We start from the raw sequence: 18,118 nt of genomic DNA, 5'->3' as shown, positions 1-18,118 counted from the left end.
GACCGGGCCATGAGCGTCCAGCTCGACGCCCGGCCGCCGACACCGGCGGCCCGACGCACCACCCGCCCGCCCCGGGCGTTCCGGCTCAGCCGGCTCGACGAGAGGTACTCCCCCTACCTCTACGTCGCCCCGTTCTTCGTGCTCTTCGGCGTCTTCGGGGCGTACCCGCTGATCTACACGTTCTGGGTGTCGCTGCACGACTGGGACCTGCTCGGCACGGAGCACCCGTTCGTGGGCGCGGAGAACTACACCAGGCTGATGGCCGACCCCGACTTCTGGCACTCGGTGGTCAACACCCTCGGCATCTTCGTCCTCTCCACCGTGCCGCAGTTGCTCGCCGCGCTCTGGCTGGCCAGCCTGCTCAACCGGCAGCTCCGGGCCAGGACGAGCTGGCGGATGGCGGTGCTGGTCCCGAACATCACCTCGACCGCCGCCGTGGCGATCGTCTTCGGCGTGCTGTTCGGCCGGCAGTTCGGCATGGTCAACTGGCTGCTCGACCTGGTCGGCGTCGGCGCGGTCGACTGGAAGGCGAACCGGTTCGCCTCCTGGGTCGCCATCTCGGCGATGGTCGACTGGCGGTGGACCGGGTACAACGCGCTGATCTTCCTGGCCGCCATGCAGGCCGTCCCCCGCGACCTGTACGAGTCGGCGGCCATCGACGGTGCCGGCCGGACCCGGCAGTTCTGGTCGATCACCGTGCCGCTGCTCAAGCCCACCATCATCTTCGCGGTCATCGTCTCCACCATCGGCGGCCTGCAACTGTTCACCGAGCCCCGGATGTTCCACTCCGGCACCAACCCGATCCGGGGCGGACCGCTGCGCGAGTCGCAGACCATGACCATGTACATGTTCGAGAACGCCTTCGCGCCGCACTACAACTTCGGGTACGGCTCGGCGGTCGCCTGGCTGCTCTTCGCCCTCATCGCGATCGTGGCGGCGCTCAACGTGGTGCTCCTGCGCCGGCTCGGCGGCACCGACCGGCCGGTGCAGGCCCGACGCTCCCGGAAGGAGCGACCCCGATGAACCGACTCTGGTCCGCGAGCCGGCTCACCTACGCCGCCCTGGCGGTCACCGCCCTCATGTCGGTCTTCCCGATCTACTGGATGTTCGTGGTGGCCAGCCGCTCCAGCGACGCGATGGGCCAGGTGCCGCCGCCGGTCACCCCCGGCGGCAACCTCGGCGCGAACATCTCGCGGCTGTTCTCCAACACCGACGCGTACTTCCTGACCGGCCTGATCAACTCGGCGATCGTGGCCGTCACGGTCACGGTCTCGGTGGTCTTCTTCTCCACCCTGGCCGGGTTCGCCTTCGCCAAGCTGCGGTTCCGGGGCCGCAACGCGCTGCTGCTGGCGATCGTCGCGACGATGATGGTCCCCACCCAACTCGGGGTCATCCCGCTGTACCTGCTGATGACGAAGCTGAACTGGAACGACCGCCTGCCGGCGGTGATCGTCCCCGCCCTGGTCACCGGGTTCGGGGTGTTCATGATGCGCCAGTACGCCGGCCAGGCGATCAGCACCGAGCTGATCGAGGCCGCCCGGATGGACGGCTGCGGCACCGCCCGCATCTACTGGAACGTGGTGCTGCCCGCGCTGCGCCCGGCCGCCGCCGTCCTCGGCCTGCTGACGTTCATGACCACCTGGAACGACTTCCTGTGGCCGTACGCTGTTCTCAACGACCCGGAGAACCCCACCGTGCAGCTCTCCCTGCGGGCGCTGTCCGACGGCTACTACCAGGACATGTCACAGGTCTTCACCGGCACGGCCATCGCGACGCTGCCCCTGCTGCTGGTCTTCGTCCTGTTCGGCCGCCAGATCATCGGCGGAATCATGGAAGGCGCGGTCAAAGCATGAGCGCTAGCAGTGAGCTTCGATTTCCCGAGAACTTCGTCTGGGGCGCTGCCACCGCGGCGTACCAGATCGAGGGCGCGGCCCGCGACGACGGTCGCGGCCCGTCCATCTGGGACACCTTCAGCCGTACGCCGGGCAGGGTCTTCGCCGGCCACACCGGCGACGTCGCCTGCGACCACTACCACCGGTACGCCGACGACGTGGCCCTGATGGCGGAGCTGGGGCTGAAGGCGTACCGCTTCTCGGTCGCCTGGCCCCGCGTCCAGCCCGACGGCGCCGGCCCGGTCGAGCCGCGCGGCCTGGACTTCTACGACCGGCTGACCGACGCGCTGCTGGACCGGGGCGTCGACCCGATCGTCACGCTCTACCACTGGGACCTGCCGCAGGCGTTGGAGGACCGGGGCGGCTGGACCAGCCGGGAGACCGCCGAGCGCTTCGCCGCGTACGCCGAGGCGGTGCACGGCCGGCTCGGTGACCGCGTCCGCACCTGGACCACGCTCAACGAGCCGTGGTGCTCGGCCTATCTGGGGTACGCCAACGGGGTGCACGCCCCGGGCGTGCGGGACGCGGGGGCGGCCTTCGCCGCCGTGCACCACCTGCTGCTCGGGCACGGCCTGGCGGCCCGGGCGCTGCGCGCGGCCGGCGCGGAGGTCGTCGGGATCACCCTCAACCCGGCGGACGTGCAGCCCGCCGACCCGTCCAGCGCGGCCGACGCCGCGGCGGTCCGCCTGGTCGACGGGTTGCAGAACCGGATCTTCCTGGACCCGCTGACCGGCGAGGGCTACCCCGCCGACGTGCTGGAGCACCTCTCCCGGCTGGTCGACCCGGCGTTCATCCGGGACGACGACGAGAAGCTGATCGCCGCCCCGATCGACCTGCTGGGGGTCAACTACTACTCCCCGACGTACGTGGCGGGCCGCCCGGACGGCGCGGGCGGCGACGCGTTCCCGGGCACCGAGGGGGCGGTGGAGTTCCTGCCGCCGGCCGGGCCGCTGACCGAGATGGGCTGGGCGGTGGAGCCGGCCGGGCTGGGTCGGCTGCTGGACCGGCTGGCCGCCGACTACCCGGGCCTGCCGCTGATGATCACGGAGAACGGCGGGGCGTTCCCCGACCGGGCCACCGAGGCGGGGCCGGACGGGGCCGAGCGGATCGCCGACGCCGACCGCATCGCCTACCTCGACGGGCACCTGCGGGCGGCGCACGAGGCCATCGGCCGGGGGGTGGACCTGCGCGGCTATCTCGTATGGTCGTTGCTGGACAACTTCGAGTGGGCCGAGGGTTACCGCAAGCGGTTCGGGATCGTGCACGTCGACTACCTGACCCAGCGGCGCACACCGAAGTCCAGCGCCCGGTGGTACCAGGAGGTGATCTCCCGGAACGGGCTGTGACGAGGTGGTGAGCACTCCGATGACGACGGCCCAGCGGCCGACCCTGGAGGCGGTGGCCCTACGGGCCGGCGTCTCCCGGGCGACCGTCTCGCGGGTGGTGAACGGTTCCACGACCGTCGCCGCGCCGATCCGGGAGGCGGTCCGCCGGGCCGTGGCCGAGCTGGGGTACGTGCCGAACCTGGCCGCCCGCAGCCTGGTCACCCAGCGGACCGACTCGATCGCCCTGGTCCTGCCCGAGGAGGCCACCCGCGTCTTCTCCGACGACCAGGTCTTTCCGGGCATCATCCGGGGGGTCGCCCAGGAGCTGGAGGCGGCCGACAAGCAGCTCGTGCTGATGCTGGCCGGCTCCCCGGCCGGGCACGCCCGGGTGGAGCGGTACACCACCGGGCGGCACGTCGACGGGGTGGTCTTCGCCTCGCTGCACGGCGCCGACCCGCTGCCGGCGAGGCTGGCCCGGCGGGGCATCCCCGTGGTGTGCAGCGGTCGGCTGCTCGGTGACGTCGAGGTGCCGTACGTCGACGTCGACCACCTCGGCGGGGTGGCCCGGGCGGTGCGGCACCTGCTCGACTCGGGGCGGCGGCGGATCGCCACCATCGCCGGCCCGCAGGACATGTTCGCCGGGGTGGAGCGGCTGACCGGATACCGGGAGGCGGTCGCCGCGGCCGGGCTGCCGGAGCGGGTGGCGTTCGGCGACTTCACCCGCGAGTCGGGGGCGGCGGCCATGCGCCAGCTCCTCGACGCGCACCCCGACCTGGACGCGGTCTTCGCCGCCTCCGACCTGATGGCGCACGCCGCCATGCGGACGCTGCGGGAGGCGGGGCGGCGGGTGCCCGAGGACGTGGCGATCGTCGGCTTCGACGACATCGAGACCGCCTCGTACACCGACCCGCCGCTGACCACGGTGCGGCAGCCGATCCTGGAGCTGGGCCGGGCGGCGACCCGCCAGTTGCTGCGGATCGCGGGCGGCGAGGAGGTCGAGCCGGCGGTCGTCCTCCCCACGGAGCTGATCGTCCGCGCCTCGGGGTAAGGAAGGGCACCTTGTTAACGCCTACGGTAGAGAAGGGTCCCCTTCTCACGCCCTGCGGCGAAACGCGGCGGCGTCGGTGGGCGGTAATCGCGTGGCGACCGGGGTCGGGGGCGCACTAGCGTCGCACGGATGAGCGGTCCCGTCGCGCTGGTGCGCGTACCCGAGCTCTCCGATGTCGCGGAGTACGCCTACGCGGCCACCGTCGATCCGCCGGCCCGGCTCGTCCTCACCGCCGGGGCGTGCCCGCTGGACGCCGAGGGCCTTACCGTCGCCCCGTGCGACCCGGCGGCGCAGGCCCGGCAGGCGATGGCGAACCTGGAGGTGGCACTCGCCGCCGCGGGGGCCCGGCTCGCCGACGTCGTCAAGACCACGGTGTACGTCGCGTCGCCCCGGCAGGGCGACCTGGTGGCCGCGTGGGAGGTGGTCCGGGACGCGTTCGGCGACCACGACCCGCCGAGCACCCTGCTCGGGGTCGCCGTGCTCGGGTACGCCGACCAGCTCGTCGAGGTGGAGGCCGTCGCCGCCGTCCGGGAGGCGGTCCGGTGACGATCCGCGTCGCCGCCGTCCGGGAGGCGGCCCCGTGACGATCCGCGTCGCCCGGCCCCAGGACGCTGCCGACGTGGTCGCCCTGCGGACGCTCGTGTTCCCGTACCTCCTTCGGGGTGTGGCCTCGACCCGGCAGATGATCGCCGAGCCGGCGCCCGGCGAGGAGTGGACGGCCTTCGTGGCCGAGGTCGACGGCGCGGTGGTGGGCTGGGTGTCGGCGTACCGCGACGGTCAGACGTCCGAGGCCGGGTCCGGCGAGGTGTCGCTGCTGCACGTCCACCCCGGGCACCGGGGGCGGGGCCTCGGCGGCGGGCTGCTGGCCGCCGCGCTGGGCCACCTGACCCCGCTCGGCGTCCGCCGGGTGCGTGGCCGGGCGCGGCCCGAGGGGCTGCCGTTCGCCCGCCGGCACGGGTTCTCGGTGGGTCGGGAGATGCGGTACGCCGCGCTGGAGCTGTCGTCGGTGCCTCCGCCGCCGGCCACGCCCCCGCACCTGCGGCTGCGCCGGCTGAGCGAGCTCGACCCGTACCAGGTCTACCTGGCCAACCGGGCGGCGGCCGGGGACGAGCCGGGCGACGTGCCGAGGGACGCCCTGAGCTACGAGAGCTTCCGGTACGAGGTCTGGGACAACCTGGGCCTGGACCGGGAGGCGAGCACCGCCGTCGAGGCCGACGGGGCGGTGATCGCGTTCAGCCTGGTCAAGCGGGACGGCGACCGGATGTGGTCGGACTACACCGCCACGGTGCCGCAGCACCGGGGGCGCGGGCTGGCCCGGCTGGCGAAGACGACCGCCCTGCACCGGGCCGCCGCGTCGGGCGTGCGGGTCGCGTACACCTCGAACGACGCCGCGAACGCGCCGATGCTCGCGATCAACGCCGGGCTGGGGTACCGGCCGGTGGCCAGCCACTGGTCCTGCCTCCGCGAGCTGCCCTGACGGTCCGGGGCCGGTTCAGGGCGACGGCGTGCGCAGGTCCCCGGCGACTCAGGGCGACGGCGCGCGGAGATCCCGGGGCGGCTCAGGGCGACGGTGCGCGGAAATCCCGGGGCGGCTCAGGGCGACGGTGCGCCGGATGCCGCGCAGACCCCCGCGAGCGCGAAGGAGCCGGCGGCCCCGGCGATGGCCGCCGACCCGCCCACCAGGGTCCAGCCCGCCGGCAGGCGCAGCCACGCCGCGCTCGTGCCGGCCTCGTCGACGACGAGCGCGCCGTCCTCGGTGGGCACGGTCGGGGCCACCCGCTCCCGGCCCGGGGCGACGAACTCGGGCGTCACCGCCACGAACCGGGCGACGGCCGCGCCGACCGGCAGGCGGAACACCCACACGTCCTCGTCGGGGTACGGCCCGCCGCCCAGCCCCGCCGCGCAGGCGGATTCGCGCCCGGCCGCGTCGGCCGGTGCGTCGGCGGGGTCCAACCGGATCGTGGTACGCGGGCCGGGCGGGGGCGGCGCGGGCACCCCGCCGGCCGGCGGGTCGGCCCCGTCCTCACGCCGGGGCAGGTCCGGGGCCAGGCCCGCGACCCCGAGCACGGTCATGCAGGCCGTGGTCACCGAGACCGCGAACCTGAACCGGGCAGCTTCCACGCGACGCACCCCCGACCTATTGCGCCTTTTGTCCCATTCAGGATACGCGCTCGCGCCGTCGGCGGCGGGACGTGTCGATCCTCCGCCGCCTGGTCAGGAGGAGGCGATCCGCCGGGCCACCGCGTACGTGTCGGGGCCGAAGAGGACCAGGCGGGCCTCGGTCACGTGCTCCGGGGAGGCGGCGCGGAGCGCGGCGAGGGCCTGGCGGACGGCGTCGGCCACCGGCCAGCCGTACACGCCGGCCGAGATCAGCGGGAAGGCCACCGTGACCGCGCCCAGCCCGTCGGCGACCGCCAGGCTGTTGACGTAGCAGTCCCGCAGCAGCGCCGACCGGTCCTCGGCGGCCGAGTGGACCGGGCCGACCGTGTGCACCACCCAGCGGGCCGGCAGCTCACCGGCGGTCGTGGCGACCGCCTGGCCGGTGGGGAGCCCGCCGCCGTACCGGGACGCCCGCAGGGCCCGGCACTCGGCCAGGATGGCGGGGCCGCCGCGCCGGTGGATCGCGCCGTCCACTCCCCCGCCGCCGAGCAGCGACGAGTTCGCGGCGTTCACGATCGCGTCGACCCGCTGGGCGGTGATGTCCCCCTCCACCAGGGTGATCTCCATGTCAGCGCTCCTCCACGTACCGGCTCGGCTCCCCGGCCGGGCGGTCCGACCCGACGCCGGACCGACCCGTCTCCACGATGGACTGGCCGAGGGAGCGGCGGGCGAGCAGGGTCGCGCCGGCCACGGCGGCCGGCATGACCAGCACCGAGCCGACCGGGATCAGGAAGCAGACGAAGACCGCCACCCCGAAGCCGAGCGCGGTGGGCCGGTCGGCCTTCAGCAGCGCCCGCCGGTCCGGCAGCCGCATGCCGCGCCGGTAGAACGGCGCGCCGGTCAGCTCCAGGGCGAGGAACCAGCCGCCGACCGCCGCCCCGATCACCGGTACGACGATCTGGCCGACCACCGGAACGAACCCGGCCGCGAAGAGCGGAACACCGATCAGCGCGGACAGCGCCACCAGCCGCAGCGAGTCGGCGACGCTGTGGCGCAGCGACGCCCACAACGGCACCTCCACCGCGCCCGGGGTGCCCCCGTACCGCTCTTCCACCCGCTCGGAGATCTTCTCGTAGAACGGGTCGCCGATGACCAGGGTGACCGCGGTGAAGGTGAGCACCCCGAGCAACCCCCCGAGCCCGAGGAAGGCCAGCCCGGCGGCGACGCGGACCAGGGAGCGGGCGGTGGTCGACCAGTCGTCGGCGAACGGCGTGACGAGCGCCGCCAGGTCGTCCACGAAGTACGCCAGGGTGGCGAACGCCGCCAGGAACAGCGCGCCGGAGAGCAGCGCGGGCACGACGCCGAGCAGCATCAGGCCGGGGCTGCGCACGTACAGGCCGATGCCGCGCAGGAGGAGACCGGCCCCGGAGAAGAACCGGCCGACGACGCCGGTCACCGGCGCGGTGATGTCGCTGGGTACGTTCACGACCGCTGAGCCTAACGGCGACCGGCCCGTCCGGCTCGCGCCACGGCCCGCGCCCGGCCCGGCTCGGGCTTCCGGCTGGCGTGCCCCGCTGCGTGCGCGGGCCGCGCTGCGGGCGGGCCGCGCTGCGGGCCGGGCCGTGCTGCGGGCGTGAGAAGGGTTCCCTTCTATACCGGAGGCGTTAACAGGGGGCCCTTCCTTACACAATGGGCGGGTGCGGGCCTCGCGGTTGATCTCGTTGTTGCTGTTGCTCCAGTCCCGGGAGGCGATGACGGCCGCCGAGCTGGCCCGGGAGCTGGAGGTCTCCGAGCGCACCGTGTACCGGGACGTGCTGGCGCTCTCCGCCGCCGGGGTGCCCGTCTACGCCGACCGGGGGCGGGCCGGCGGGTACCGGCTGCTCGGCGGGTACCGGACCCGGCTGACGGGGCTGACCCGGGACGAGGCGGAGGCGCTGTTCCTGACCGGGCTGCCCGGCCCGGCCGGGGACATGGGGCTGGCCGACGCGGTGGCGTCCGCCGAGCTGAAGGTGCTGGCGGCGCTGCCGCCCGGTCTGCGCGACGCGCCGGCCCGCGCCGGGCAGCGGTTCCACCTGGACGTGCCGGGCTGGTTCCGGGACGCCACGCCCCCGCCGTGCCTGGCCGAGCTGGCCCGCGCGGTGTGGCGGGACCGGGTGGTCGAGCTGCGCTACCGGCGCGGGGAGCGGGAGGTCGTCCGGCGGGCCGAGCCGTACGGGCTGGTGCTCAAGAGCGGGGTCTGGTATCTGGTCGCGCGCGTCGGCGACGGCATGCGCACGTACCGGGTCGACCGGGTGGTCGACGCGGTGGCGGGCGCGGAGACGTTCGCCCGGGACGAGGGCTTCGACCTGGCGGGGCACTGGCGGGAGGAGGCCGAGGCGTTCCTGCGGAGCATGCAGCGGGTGGAGGTCCGCGTCCGGATCAGCCCCGCCGGCCTGCGCGCGCTCCGCCGGTCCCCGGAGGCCCCCTTCGGGTACGCCGAGGCGACGCGCGCCGCCGGCGAGCCCGACGGGCGGGGCTGGGTGGTGACCCGGCTGCCCGTCGAGTCCGTCGACGTGGCGTACGAGCTGCTGTTGCGGCTCGGTCCGGAGGTGGAGGTCCTCGACCCGCCCGAGCTGCGGCGTCGACTCGCCGACACCGCCGCCCGGCTCGCCGCGCTGTACGGCGGGCCGGGCGGCGGTGGGAACGGGCCGGAGGATCAGCGGTAGTCGGCCGCGTCGGCCTGTTTGCCGCCCTCGACCACCTCCACGATGTACCGGAAGCCGTCCGGCCGGCTGCCGTCGAGGTCGGTGAAGCCGTACACCCGGGCCAGCTCGCCGCTGGAGACCGACCTGCCGTTCCAGCGTGCCCGGTCGGGGTCGGCGGCGAGGGCGGCCACCGCCCGCCCGACGTACGCCGGGGTCTCCGAGATGAGGAAGTGCGGGTCCTTCGCCGCGCCGTCGCGCCAGGTGGCCTCGGTGACCCCGAAGTGCTCCAGCATGGCCTCCGAGCGGATCCAGCCGGGGGTGAGCGCGACGGCGGTGCCGCCGTGCGGCTCCAGCTCGTGCGCCTGGGTGAAGGCGAGCCGGTTCACGCAGGTCTTCGCCAGGTCGTAGAAGACCGAGAGGCGGTAGTGCGTCTCGTTGTACTCCCGGGTGCCGTCGCCGATCTCCACCACCAGCCCACCGGGGCGGCGGATCAGCAGCGGCAGGGCGAAGTGGCTGGTCACGATGTGGGTGTCGACCGCGAGCCGGAGGGTGCGGAAGCCGGCGTCGAGGGGCTGTTCCCAGACCGGCTTCTCCCAGGTGACCAGGGGGTCGGCGCCCCAGATGTCGTTGACCAGCACGTCGAGCCGGCCCTGCTCGGCGTCGATCCGGGCCACCAGGTCGCGGACCTCGTCGGGGACGAGGTGGTCGACCCGCACCGCGATGCCGGTGCCCCCGGCGGCGGTGACCAGTTCGGCGGTCTCCTCGATGGTCTCCGGCCGGTCCAGCTCGGAACGGCCGGCGCGGCTGCTGCGGCCGGTGGCGTAGACGGTGGCTCCGGCGGCGCCGAGCTGGACCGCGATCTGGCGGCCGGCGCCCCGGGTCGCCCCGGCGACGAGCGCAATCTTTCCGGTCAGGGGTTTCGTCGTCATGCGGTCGACCCTCGCAGCAATACCTGACAAGCGAAGTCAGGTTTCCTGGAGATGTCCCGCGTCAGCCGCCTCGGTGGGTGTCCCGCGTAACCCGCCTCGGCGGGTGCCGCGTCACCCGTTGAGGAAGCCCGAGATCCGTTCCCGCAGGTCGGCGCGCTCCGACCAGAGGACGCCCGGTCGGTCGTACACGTGCAGGGTGGCCCGGGGCAGCGCGGCGGCGAGCTGCTCGGCGACCTCGACGGGGTGCAGCTCGTCGCCCGCGTTGGCGATCACCAGGGCCGGGGCGGTCACCGCGGCCAGTGCCGCCCGGTCGCGCAGCGGGGCCTGGTCGGGCAGGGCGGCCAGGCCCGGCGCGAGGCCGTCGCGGAGGAGGTGGTCCAGGCGCTGGCGCAGGTACGCCCACCCGGCCGGGGTGTTGCGCACGGCCGGCGGCAGCTCGACGGCGACCACGTCCGCGACGGCGGAGGCGTCCCCGCCGGCCACCGCGTCGAGCAGGTCGGTGATCCGGTCCCGGGCGGCCTGGCCGCGCGGGTGGTCCAGCGCCGCCGGGAGGAAGAAGACCAGCCGGTCGAAGCGCTCCGGGCTCTCCACCAGCAGCCGGCAAAGCGCGCCCGCGCCGAGGCTGGCCCCGAAGGCGCGGGTCGCCCCGCGCAGGTCGGCGACGGCCCGCAGGTCCCGGGCGAGGTCGAGGTAGCTCCACGGGCCGGGCGGCGCATCGGAGCGGCCGTGCCCCCGGAACTGGAAGAAGACCTTCCGGCCGGCGACGCCGCTGCCGAACGGCCGGGTGGTGGCGATGCCGTTGCCCAGCCCGTGCGCGAACACGGTCACCGGGTCGCCCACGCCGGTGACGAGCTGTTCGAGGCGTACCCCGTGCGGGGTGGTGACCAGCTCGGTCTCCGGCTCCGGCAGGGCCGGGCGGCCGGTGCGCGGGGCGCCGGGGCCCGGGCCCCAGGTCCGTGGCCCGCCGTCCGGCGGCGGTGGCCAGCGGAAGCCTCTCACCAGGACGACCCCCGACCGTCGTGCAGGTCGCGCAGCCCCGCGCGGACGTCGAGCAGGTAGATCAGGGCTGCGGCGACGCCGATCAGGCCGAAGATGTTCAGCACGTCGTTGGTCAGCAGGGTGAGCAGCAGGCAGACCGCCAGGATCGCGATCCACCCGCCCTTGGGCAGCGTGCCGATGGCGGCGAATGCGTCGCCACGCTGGGTGATCGCGTGCACCAGGGCCACCCCCTCGATGACGAGGGCGAACACCAGCAGCAGCATGGTGATCCAGTACTGGATCTGGAAGGCGAAGATCGGCGCGGCGATGGCCATGCCGGCTAGCTTATGCCGACGACCCCGGATCCGTCCGCCAGGACGCATCCGGGGTCGCGCGGCGCAGGGCTGCGAGGTGCGACTACTCGGCGGCCGGGCGGGTCCGCCGGGTGGTCCTCGGCAGCTTGGCCGACGGGGTGCCGGCCTCCGGGGTCGCCTCACCGGCGGCGGTCCCGGCCGCGCCCGTCTTGCTCGTCGCGCCCGCCTTGCTCGCCGTGGTCGCGTTCGTCCTGGTCGTCCCGGCGGCGGTCGCCTTCGGGGCGCGGGTGCGCGGGGTCCTGGCGGCGGCCGGCTTGGCCTCGACGACCTCGGCCACCTCGGCCGGCGTCGGGATCGCGGCCCGCGCCTCGGCGGTCCCGCTCTGCGCCTCGACCGTGGTTCCGGCCTGCGCCTGGGTCGTGGTTCCGGTCTCCGTCGCCGACACCTCGGCCTTGGTCGGGGCCGGGCTCGGGGTCGGGGCCAGCTCGGCCTCGGTCGCCTCGATGTCGGCGTTCACCGTGTCGGCGGCCTCCAGCACGCCCGCGCCGACCACCCGCTCGCCGCGGGTCACCAGCTCGGCGTACGCGGCCAGGGCCCGCTCCTGGGCGGCCTGGGCGCCCGCGACCACGACGGCCGCGTTGCGGCTGGCCAGCTCGCGTAGCCGGTTGATGTCCGCCGCCTCGCGGAGCTTGTTCAGGTCGGCCGCCTCGCGCAGCTTGTTCAGGTCCGCGGCCTCCCGGAGCTTGGTCAGGTCCGCAGCCTCGCGGAGCCGGTTCAGCTCGGTCGGCACGGACTTCCCGCGCAGGTCGGCGGCGGTCTGGTTGGCCGTACGCAGCGTCTCGCCGGCCTTCTGGCGCAGCTCGAAGCCGGTCAGGACGGCCTTGCCACCGAGGTCGGCGACGACCCGGCCGCCCAGGTCGGTGACCACGGTGGGCAGCTTGCGCAACTGCTCCAAGGCCAGGTCGCCGGCACCGGCGGCGGCGTAGAGCGGGGCGGGGATCCGGGAGGTCTTCGGCTGGGTCATCACTTCTCCTCTTCGACCGCGTCGGCGGTCTCGTCATCGACCGCGTCGGCGGTCCTGTCTGCATCGCCCCTGGTGGCCGCGCCCGGGGCCGGCTGCGCGGCGGCCTCGTCGGTGGCCGTGCCGGCGGGCTTCTCGACGGCCGCGCCGGTGGGCTTCTCGACGGCCGCGCCGGTGGGCGGGGTCGGCTTCCTGGCCGGCGGCGCGGGCGCGGGGCCGGCCTCGGTGACGGCGACCGATTCGAGGACGGCCTCGGTCGGGGTGCCGTCCGGCGTGGTGGGCCCGGTCGCGGCCGGGGTCACCGTGGCCGGGGCCTCCGGGGCCGTGCCCGCAGCCTCCGGGGCCGTGCGCGACGCCGTCGCGGTCGGTGAACCGGCGGACGGGCCGGGCCGGGCGGCGGCGGACGGGCCGCCCGGCGGGCCGGGCTCGTTGGCCCACGGGCCGGCGTCGCCCGGGGTCGCCTCGGCCGCTGCCGTCGCCTCGGCCAGGCGGCCGTTCTCCCGGCGGAAGGTCTCGTAGATCTGGGTGAGCGACTGCTTCTGCGCCATCGTCAGGTCGGGGTCGACCGCGATCGCGGCGAGCACGCCCTGCCCCTCCTTGTCGTCGAGCAGGCCGGCACGTAGGTACATCGCCGGGGTGGAGACCCGCAGCGCGCTGGCGAGCTGCTGGAGCACCTCCGCGCTGGGCCTACGCAGGCCGCGCTCGATCTGACTGAGGTACGGGTTGCTCACGCCCGCCTGCTCGGCGAGCTGCCGTAGCGAGATCTTCGCGTTGCGGCGCAGGTCGCGAATGAACCCACCGACGTCGGGTAGATCCTTGGGGCTGGCCATGCCCCCACGCTAACCGGAGCCGCTAGCTCCTGCAAGCAAAACGCTAGCCGCAGTTAGCGACGTCTCAGTATCGCGGTTGCGCGCCTCCTGTCCGGTCCGTACCTTTCCGGCGTGACGAAGATCGAGATCAACGGCGCGAACCTCGCGTACGACGACATCGGCAGCGGAAGCCCGGTCGTGCTCCTGCACGCCGGCATCGCCGACCGGCGCATGTGGCGGGAGCAGGTCCCCGCCCTGGCCGCCCGGCACCGGGTCATCGCCGTCGACCTGCGCGGGTACGGCGAGTCTGAACTGCCCCCCGACGCGTTCGCCCACCACGACGACGTGGCCGGACTGCTGGACGCGCTGGGGCTGCCCCGGGCCACGCTGGTCGGCTGCTCGTTCGGCGGGGCGGTCGCGATCGACACCGCCCTGGCACACCCGGAGCGGGTCGGCGCGCTGGCGCTGTTCGGCGCGGCCGTCAGCGGCAACGAGTGGTCCGAGGAGACCGAAGACCTCTGGGAGGACCTGGTCGGCGAGACCGACCCCGAGGACTACGCGGCCAGCGCGGCCGGCGAGGTGCGGTTCTGGGTGGTCGGCCCGTCCCGCCGCCCCGAGGACGTCGACCCGGCCCTGATCCGGTTCGCCGAGGAGATGGACCAGCGGGCGCTCGCGGCCGAGTTGGCGCTCAGCGCCGTCGACGTGGCCGAACTCGACCCGCCCGCGATCGAGCGGCTCGGCGAGCTGCGCGTACCGGTGCTGGTGGCCGCCGGGGCGGACGACCTGCCGGACATCGGCCGGCTCGCCGACCGGATCGCCGCCGAGGCCCCCGGCGGGGTCCGGCTGCCGGACGTCCCGGACGCCGGGCACCTGCTCCCGCTGGAGCGCCCGGAGGCCGTCAACCCGGCCCTGCTCGACTTCCTACGCTGAGAGGAGCGTCACCACAGCGGGCGGATCGCGCCGACGGGGAGGTCGCCGCCGAGCAGCGGCAGCTCGGCGTACTCGTCGAGCACCGGCGCCCGGACGCCCAGCCGGCGCAGCGCGGAGACCAGGACCGGCATCCGCGCCCGCGCCGCCCCGTCGTCGATCTTGACGGCCACCGCGCCGACGCCCGGCACGGCGGCGGCGATGACCCCCTCCGCGCCGATCTTGGCGAGCACGCCGGGCACGCCGCGCATCAGCCGGCTGTCCTCGGCCCAGGTGCCGCCGACCAGCTCCGGGTGCGCCCGCATGGCGTCCGCGACGGTCCGTTCCGGCGAGCCCGGCTCGCCGGAAACCAGCCGCAGGTACGCCCGGGCCAGTCCGGTCAGCGAGATGGCGAGCACCGGCGCGCCGCAGCCGTCCACCCCGACCGCCGCCACCGGCTCCCCGGTGAACTCCTCCACGGCCGCCTGCAGCGCGAGCTGCAAGGGATGCTCCGGCCGCCAGTACCCGTCCCGGGGCCAGCCGGCGGCCAGGCAGGCGAGCACCATCCCGGTGTGCTTGCCGGAGCAGTTCATCTGGGTACGGGTGGCGCCGCCACCGGCCCGGAGCACCGCCTCCCGGGCCAGCTCACCCATCGGCAGGTCGGGCGGGCAGCCCAGGGCCGACTCGTCCAGCCCGGCGGCGGACAGCAGCGCGCCCACCCGCGCCAGGTGGAATCCCTCCCCGGCGTGGCTGGCCGAGACCATCGCCACGTCGGCCGGGTCGGTCAGCGACAGGCCGGCGCGCAGCATCCCGATGGCCTGCATCGGCTTGCTGGCCGACCGGGGAAAGACCGGGGCCGTCACGTCCCCGGCGTCGGCCACCGCCGCGCCGGACGGGTCGAGCACGACCACCGAACCGCGGTGCAGCCCTTCCACGAACCCGGAGCGGACCACCTCGACCAGGGGCACGCCGCCCGCGTACGTTTCTCTCACAAGGTGAGACGGTACCGACGGCCCGGGGTCGGCCGGAACGCGGGTGAGCAGGCGGGCCGGCCGCCGGCCGACAGGGGCCGACGCGGTACGGGTGCTTACCGGGCCGCCCCTGGCCGGCCGCCCCTGGCCCAGGCAGGGCGGGATCGGACCGGCTCAGCGGACCGGATCAGCGCCGGGCCAGGGCCGGGCGGGGTCAGAGCCGGCTCAGGGCCGGGCGGGGTCAGGGCCGGGCGGGGTCAGGCGGCCCGCGATCCGATGCCGAGCAGCTCGCGGGCCTCGGTGGTGGTCAACGGCGGGCGCTGGGCGAGCTGCGCGAACCCGACCGCCCGCGCCACGAGCTGCATGTTCGACTCGACCGGCCGGCCCTTCGCGTACGTGACGGTGTCCTCCATGCCGACCCGCAGGTGCCCGCCGGCCGACAGGGAGGCCAGCATCACCGGGATCGTGCTGCGGCCGATGCCGGTGGCCGAGAACGTGGTGCCCTCCGGGAGGTCGCGCAGTGCCTGGTGGGCGGCGACCAACGTCGCCGTGGTGCCCGGCATGCCGCCCGGCACGCCCATCACGAAGTCGACGTGCACGTGACCGCCGTGCGGCAGCCCGTGCTTGCCGAGGAGGCGCTGGAGAGCCGTCAGGTGGCCGAGGTCGAAGATCTCGTACTCGGGCACGATGCCGCGCTCCTGCATGCGGGTGTGCAGGTCGACGATGAACTCCCAGCGGTTGAGGAAGACGTCGTCACCGAAGTTGAGCGTCCCCATCGTGCAGGAGGCCATGTCCGGGCCGGCGTCCAGCACGGCCAGCCGGTCGGCCTCCGGGTCGGTCACCGCGCCGCCGGAGGAGAGCTGCACGACCAGGTCCGTGCTCTCCCGCAGCGCCGCCACGGTCTCCCGCAGCCGCCCCTGGTCGAGGGTGGGCCGGGCCTCGTCGTCGCGGAGGTGGACGTGGATCACGGCGGCGCCCAGCGCCTCGCACTCCTTGGCGGTGAGCAGCAGCTCGTCGAGGGTCACCGGCAGCGCCGGGACCTCCGCCTTGGCCGACTCCGCGCCGGTGGGGGCAACCGTGATCAACGTCCCTGTCGTCATGCCGGCGATCCTAGACCCCGAGGTCGGGGCGGTCGAGGCGTCGACTGAACGCCGGTTCAGGCAGGTCGGCCCCCCCAGCCTGTCAGGAGGGGGCCCTTCCTGTACCGGAAGCGTTAACAAGGTGCCCTTCCTTACCCCGCGTCGATGGCTGCCGCCGTCTCGCCGACGAGGAGGGCCGCCGAGTCCGGGACGTTGCGCTTCACGACCGCCAGGGCGACCTGGCCCAGCTCGTGGTGGAGCACGGCGGTGCCGACGAAGCCGACCGCCCGGCCGTCCAGGGTGACCGGCGTGCCGGCGGCCGGGAGCCGGTCGGTGGTCACCCCGTCCAGGTGCAGCAGTACGAGGCGACGCGGCGGCCGGCCCATGTTGTGCACCCGGGCCACCGTCTCCTGCCCCCGGTAGCAGCCCTTGTCGAGGTGCACCGCCGGGGCGACCAGGTCCACCTCGGCCGGGATCGTCCGGTGGTCGGTGTCCATTCCCACCCGGGCCCGCCGGGCGGCCACCCGGATCGCCTCGTACGCCCAGAGCCCGGCCAGCAGCACCCCGGCCCCGCGCAGCTCGGCGACCACCTCGTCCATGCCGGCCCGGGGCACCAGCAGGTCCACGCCCAGCGGCCCGCGCCGGGCCCACCCGCCGCCGGGCAGCGGCGCGACGGCGTACCGGACGGTCGGTCGGGGCGGCAGCTCGCCGGCGCGGAACTTCGGGCCCGGCACCGCGACCGCGTCGGGCTCGGCCAGCCCGGTCACGCCCAGCGTGCCGAGCGCGCCGGTGGCCTCCGGCCCGACCAGGGAGAGCAGGGCGTGCTCGGCGGTCGCGTCGCGTGGCTCGACCCGACTGAAGAACCGCATCTTCTCCAGGTACGTCAGCAGGCCCCCGGTCGCGCCCGGCTCGGTGTCCAGCCAGGTGGTCTCGCCGTCCTCGGCGACCATCGCGTGCTGCTCGACGTGGCCGTGCGGGGAGAGCACGAGCAGCTCCGTGCCCTCGCCGGCCGTCAGCGTGGCGAGGTGCTGGCTGGTAAGGGTGTGCAGCCAGCCGGTCCGCTCCTCGCCGGGCACCGCGACGACGCCCCGGTGCGAGCGGTCGACCAGGCCGACGGCCGTGTCGAGGACGCGCTGTTCGCGCAGCGGGTCGCCGTAGTGGGCCGCGACGCCGCGCACGCCGGCCGCGCGGTGCGCGGGCTCCGGCTGGTCCCGGGTCTCCTCGTCGATCGCCTCGGCGGCGACCGCGCCCTCGATGTCGATCATTCTCGTTCCCCGTCCTCGCAGCGGCCACAGACCCCGAAGAGTGCCACGTGCCCGATGTCCACCCGGAAGCCGCGCTCGGCGGCCAGCCGGTCGGCGAGCGGCCGGAGCAGCTCCGGGTCGATCTCGTCGATCGCCCCGCACTGGCGGCACACCAGGTGGACGTGCTGGTGCTCACCGGCCGCGTGGTAGGTGGGCGAGCCGTGCGACAGGTGCGTGTGGGTCACCAGGCCGAGGCGTTCGAGCAGCTCCAGCGTCCGGTAGATGGTGGTGATGTTGACCCCGGCGGCGACCTCGCGGACCGCGCTGTGCACCTGTTCGGGTGTGGCGTGCCCGAGATCCAGCACCGCCTGGAGGATCAGTTGCCGCTGCGCCGTCAGCCGCAGCCCACGGGCGCGGAGCACTTCCGCGAGGGATGATTCGGGCACCGTCCGATCATAGTTCGGCCGCCGCGCCACTCCGGCCGGCACGGCGGTACGCCGCTAGGCTCACCGCTCGTGACGGAGACGAGGATCGCGGTGCTGGGGCGGGGCGTGGTGCCGGCCGGTCAGCCGGTGCTGCGCGGCGACGACCTGGGCGTGCTCCAGGGCGACGGGCTCTTCGAGACCATGCACGTCCGGGGCGGCCGGCCCTGGCTGCGCGACGAGCACCTGGCCCGGCTGGCGCGGGGGGCCGACCGGATCGGCCTGCCGCTGCCGCCGGCCGACGCGCTGGTCGAGCTGCTGGAGGCGGTCTGCGCGGGCTGGCCGGTCGAGGCGGAGGGCGCGCTGCGGCTGGTCTGCACGCGGGGACCGGAGGGC

19 protein-coding genes and 2 pseudogenes are annotated in these 18,118 nt (G+C 74.9%); 9 read left to right on the top strand and 12 right to left on the bottom strand.

The genetic code is table 11. The annotated features are described in order from the left end of the window. Positions 1–9: 9 nt before the first annotated feature. From LPU43_RS15280 to LPU43_RS15255, 6 genes are all read left to right on the top strand, one after another. Positions 10–1,023, top strand: a complete 1,014-nt coding sequence (locus tag LPU43_RS15280; protein WP_229401089.1) for a carbohydrate ABC transporter permease — start codon at positions 10–12, stop codon at positions 1,021–1,023. After that, a complete protein-coding gene (locus LPU43_RS15275; RefSeq protein WP_229401088.1) occupies positions 1,020–1,853 on the top strand; it encodes a carbohydrate ABC transporter permease in 834 nt (277 codons plus the stop codon). The genes LPU43_RS15280 and LPU43_RS15275 overlap by 4 nt, the downstream gene beginning before the upstream one ends. Continuing rightward, positions 1,850–3,238 carry a GH1 family beta-glucosidase gene (locus LPU43_RS15270; protein WP_229401087.1) on the top strand — a complete coding sequence of 463 codons (1,389 nt, stop codon included), beginning with the start codon at positions 1,850–1,852 and terminating at the stop codon, positions 3,236–3,238. The genes LPU43_RS15275 and LPU43_RS15270 overlap by 4 nt, the downstream gene beginning before the upstream one ends. Positions 3,239–3,257: 19 nt before the next feature. Continuing rightward, entirely contained in the window at positions 3,258–4,265 is a 1,008-nt protein-coding gene (locus LPU43_RS15265) for a LacI family DNA-binding transcriptional regulator (RefSeq protein ID WP_229401086.1), read from the top strand. 129 nt (positions 4,266–4,394) lie between these two features. Next, positions 4,395–4,811: a RidA family protein gene (locus tag LPU43_RS15260; protein WP_229401085.1), complete on the top strand. Its 417-nt coding sequence runs from the start codon at positions 4,395–4,397 to the stop codon at positions 4,809–4,811. A 34-nt stretch (positions 4,812–4,845) separates the two neighbouring features. Continuing rightward, positions 4,846–5,742, top strand: a complete 897-nt coding sequence (locus tag LPU43_RS15255) for a GNAT family N-acetyltransferase (RefSeq protein WP_229401084.1) — start codon at positions 4,846–4,848, stop codon at positions 5,740–5,742. Between the two features lie 116 nt (positions 5,743–5,858). Here LPU43_RS15255 and LPU43_RS15250 read toward each other — a convergent pair whose 3' ends face one another. The 3 genes from LPU43_RS15250 to LPU43_RS15240 all read right to left on the bottom strand — a co-directional run bounded on the left by LPU43_RS15250 (position 5,859) and on the right by LPU43_RS15240 (position 7,851). After that, complete coding sequence (locus tag LPU43_RS15250; protein ID WP_229401082.1) at positions 5,859–6,386, bottom strand: hypothetical protein; 528 nt, start codon at positions 6,384–6,386, stop codon at positions 5,859–5,861. Positions 6,387–6,479: 93 nt separating this feature from the next. Beyond that, entirely contained in the window at positions 6,480–6,992 is a 513-nt protein-coding gene (locus LPU43_RS15245; protein ID WP_229401081.1) for an O-acetyl-ADP-ribose deacetylase, read from the bottom strand. Position 6,993: 1 nt separating this feature from the next. Further along, a complete protein-coding gene (locus LPU43_RS15240) occupies positions 6,994–7,851 on the bottom strand; it encodes an EI24 domain-containing protein (protein ID WP_229401080.1) in 858 nt (285 codons plus the stop codon). 211 nt (positions 7,852–8,062) lie between these two features. Between LPU43_RS15240 and LPU43_RS15235 the strand changes: the two genes are divergently transcribed. Beyond that, entirely contained in the window at positions 8,063–9,070 is a 1,008-nt protein-coding gene (locus tag LPU43_RS15235) for a helix-turn-helix transcriptional regulator (protein WP_229401078.1), read from the top strand. Here the strand turns inward: LPU43_RS15235 and LPU43_RS15230 are convergent. The 5 genes and pseudogenes from LPU43_RS15230 to LPU43_RS15210 form a co-directional block, all read right to left on the bottom strand. Next, positions 9,061–9,978 (bottom strand): SDR family oxidoreductase, encoded by a 918-nt coding sequence (locus tag LPU43_RS15230; protein WP_229401076.1) that lies wholly within the window; start codon positions 9,976–9,978, stop codon positions 9,061–9,063. The genes LPU43_RS15235 and LPU43_RS15230 overlap by 10 nt on opposite strands. Before the next feature lie 111 nt (positions 9,979–10,089). Then, positions 10,090–10,977 (bottom strand): alpha/beta fold hydrolase, encoded by an 888-nt coding sequence (locus LPU43_RS15225; protein WP_229401075.1) that lies wholly within the window; start codon positions 10,975–10,977, stop codon positions 10,090–10,092. Next, positions 10,974–11,291, bottom strand: a complete 318-nt coding sequence (locus LPU43_RS15220) for a DUF2516 family protein (RefSeq protein WP_229401074.1) — start codon at positions 11,289–11,291, stop codon at positions 10,974–10,976. Before LPU43_RS15220 ends, LPU43_RS15225 begins: the two co-directional genes overlap by 4 nt. 484 nt (positions 11,292–11,775) lie before the next feature. Then, positions 11,776–12,294: pseudogene (locus tag LPU43_RS29040) on the bottom strand (hypothetical protein); the annotation flags it as partial. Between the two features lie 454 nt (positions 12,295–12,748). Next, positions 12,749–13,121: pseudogene (locus LPU43_RS15210) on the bottom strand (helix-turn-helix domain-containing protein); the annotation flags it as partial. Positions 13,122–13,232: 111 nt separating this feature from the next. On the opposite strand from LPU43_RS15210, the gene LPU43_RS15205 reads away from it, so the two are divergent. Beyond that, positions 13,233–14,030, top strand: a complete 798-nt coding sequence (locus LPU43_RS15205; RefSeq protein ID WP_229401072.1) for an alpha/beta fold hydrolase — start codon at positions 13,233–13,235, stop codon at positions 14,028–14,030. A gap of 8 nt (positions 14,031–14,038) precedes the next feature. Here LPU43_RS15205 and LPU43_RS15200 read toward each other — a convergent pair whose 3' ends face one another. The 4 genes from LPU43_RS15200 to LPU43_RS15185 all read right to left on the bottom strand — a co-directional run bounded on the left by LPU43_RS15200 (position 14,039) and on the right by LPU43_RS15185 (position 17,746). Continuing rightward, the gene (locus tag LPU43_RS15200; protein WP_229401071.1) at positions 14,039–14,998 is read right to left on the bottom strand and encodes an asparaginase; all 960 of its coding nucleotides are present in this window, start codon (positions 14,996–14,998) and stop codon (positions 14,039–14,041) included. Between the two features lie 236 nt (positions 14,999–15,234). Continuing rightward, the gene (locus LPU43_RS15195) at positions 15,235–16,077 is read right to left on the bottom strand and encodes a beta-keto acid cleavage family enzyme (protein ID WP_229401070.1); all 843 of its coding nucleotides are present in this window, start codon (positions 16,075–16,077) and stop codon (positions 15,235–15,237) included. A gap of 131 nt (positions 16,078–16,208) precedes the next feature. Continuing rightward, positions 16,209–17,321 (bottom strand): CAF17-like 4Fe-4S cluster assembly/insertion protein YgfZ, encoded by a 1,113-nt coding sequence (gene ygfZ / locus LPU43_RS15190; protein ID WP_229401069.1) that lies wholly within the window; start codon positions 17,319–17,321, stop codon positions 16,209–16,211. Beyond that, complete coding sequence (locus LPU43_RS15185; protein WP_229401067.1) at positions 17,318–17,746, bottom strand: Fur family transcriptional regulator; 429 nt, start codon at positions 17,744–17,746, stop codon at positions 17,318–17,320. The genes ygfZ and LPU43_RS15185 overlap by 4 nt, the downstream gene beginning before the upstream one ends. A gap of 69 nt (positions 17,747–17,815) precedes the next feature. Between LPU43_RS15185 and LPU43_RS15180 the strand changes: the two genes are divergently transcribed. Beyond that, the coding region (locus LPU43_RS15180) for an aminotransferase class IV (protein WP_229401066.1) at positions 17,816–18,118 on the top strand (303 nt) is incomplete at its 3' end.

The organism is Micromonospora okii (assembly GCF_020884795.1).
GTDB classification, from domain to species: domain Bacteria; phylum Actinomycetota; class Actinomycetes; order Mycobacteriales; family Micromonosporaceae; genus Micromonospora; species Micromonospora okii.
This window is presented reverse-complemented; position numbering and strand designations above follow the sequence as displayed.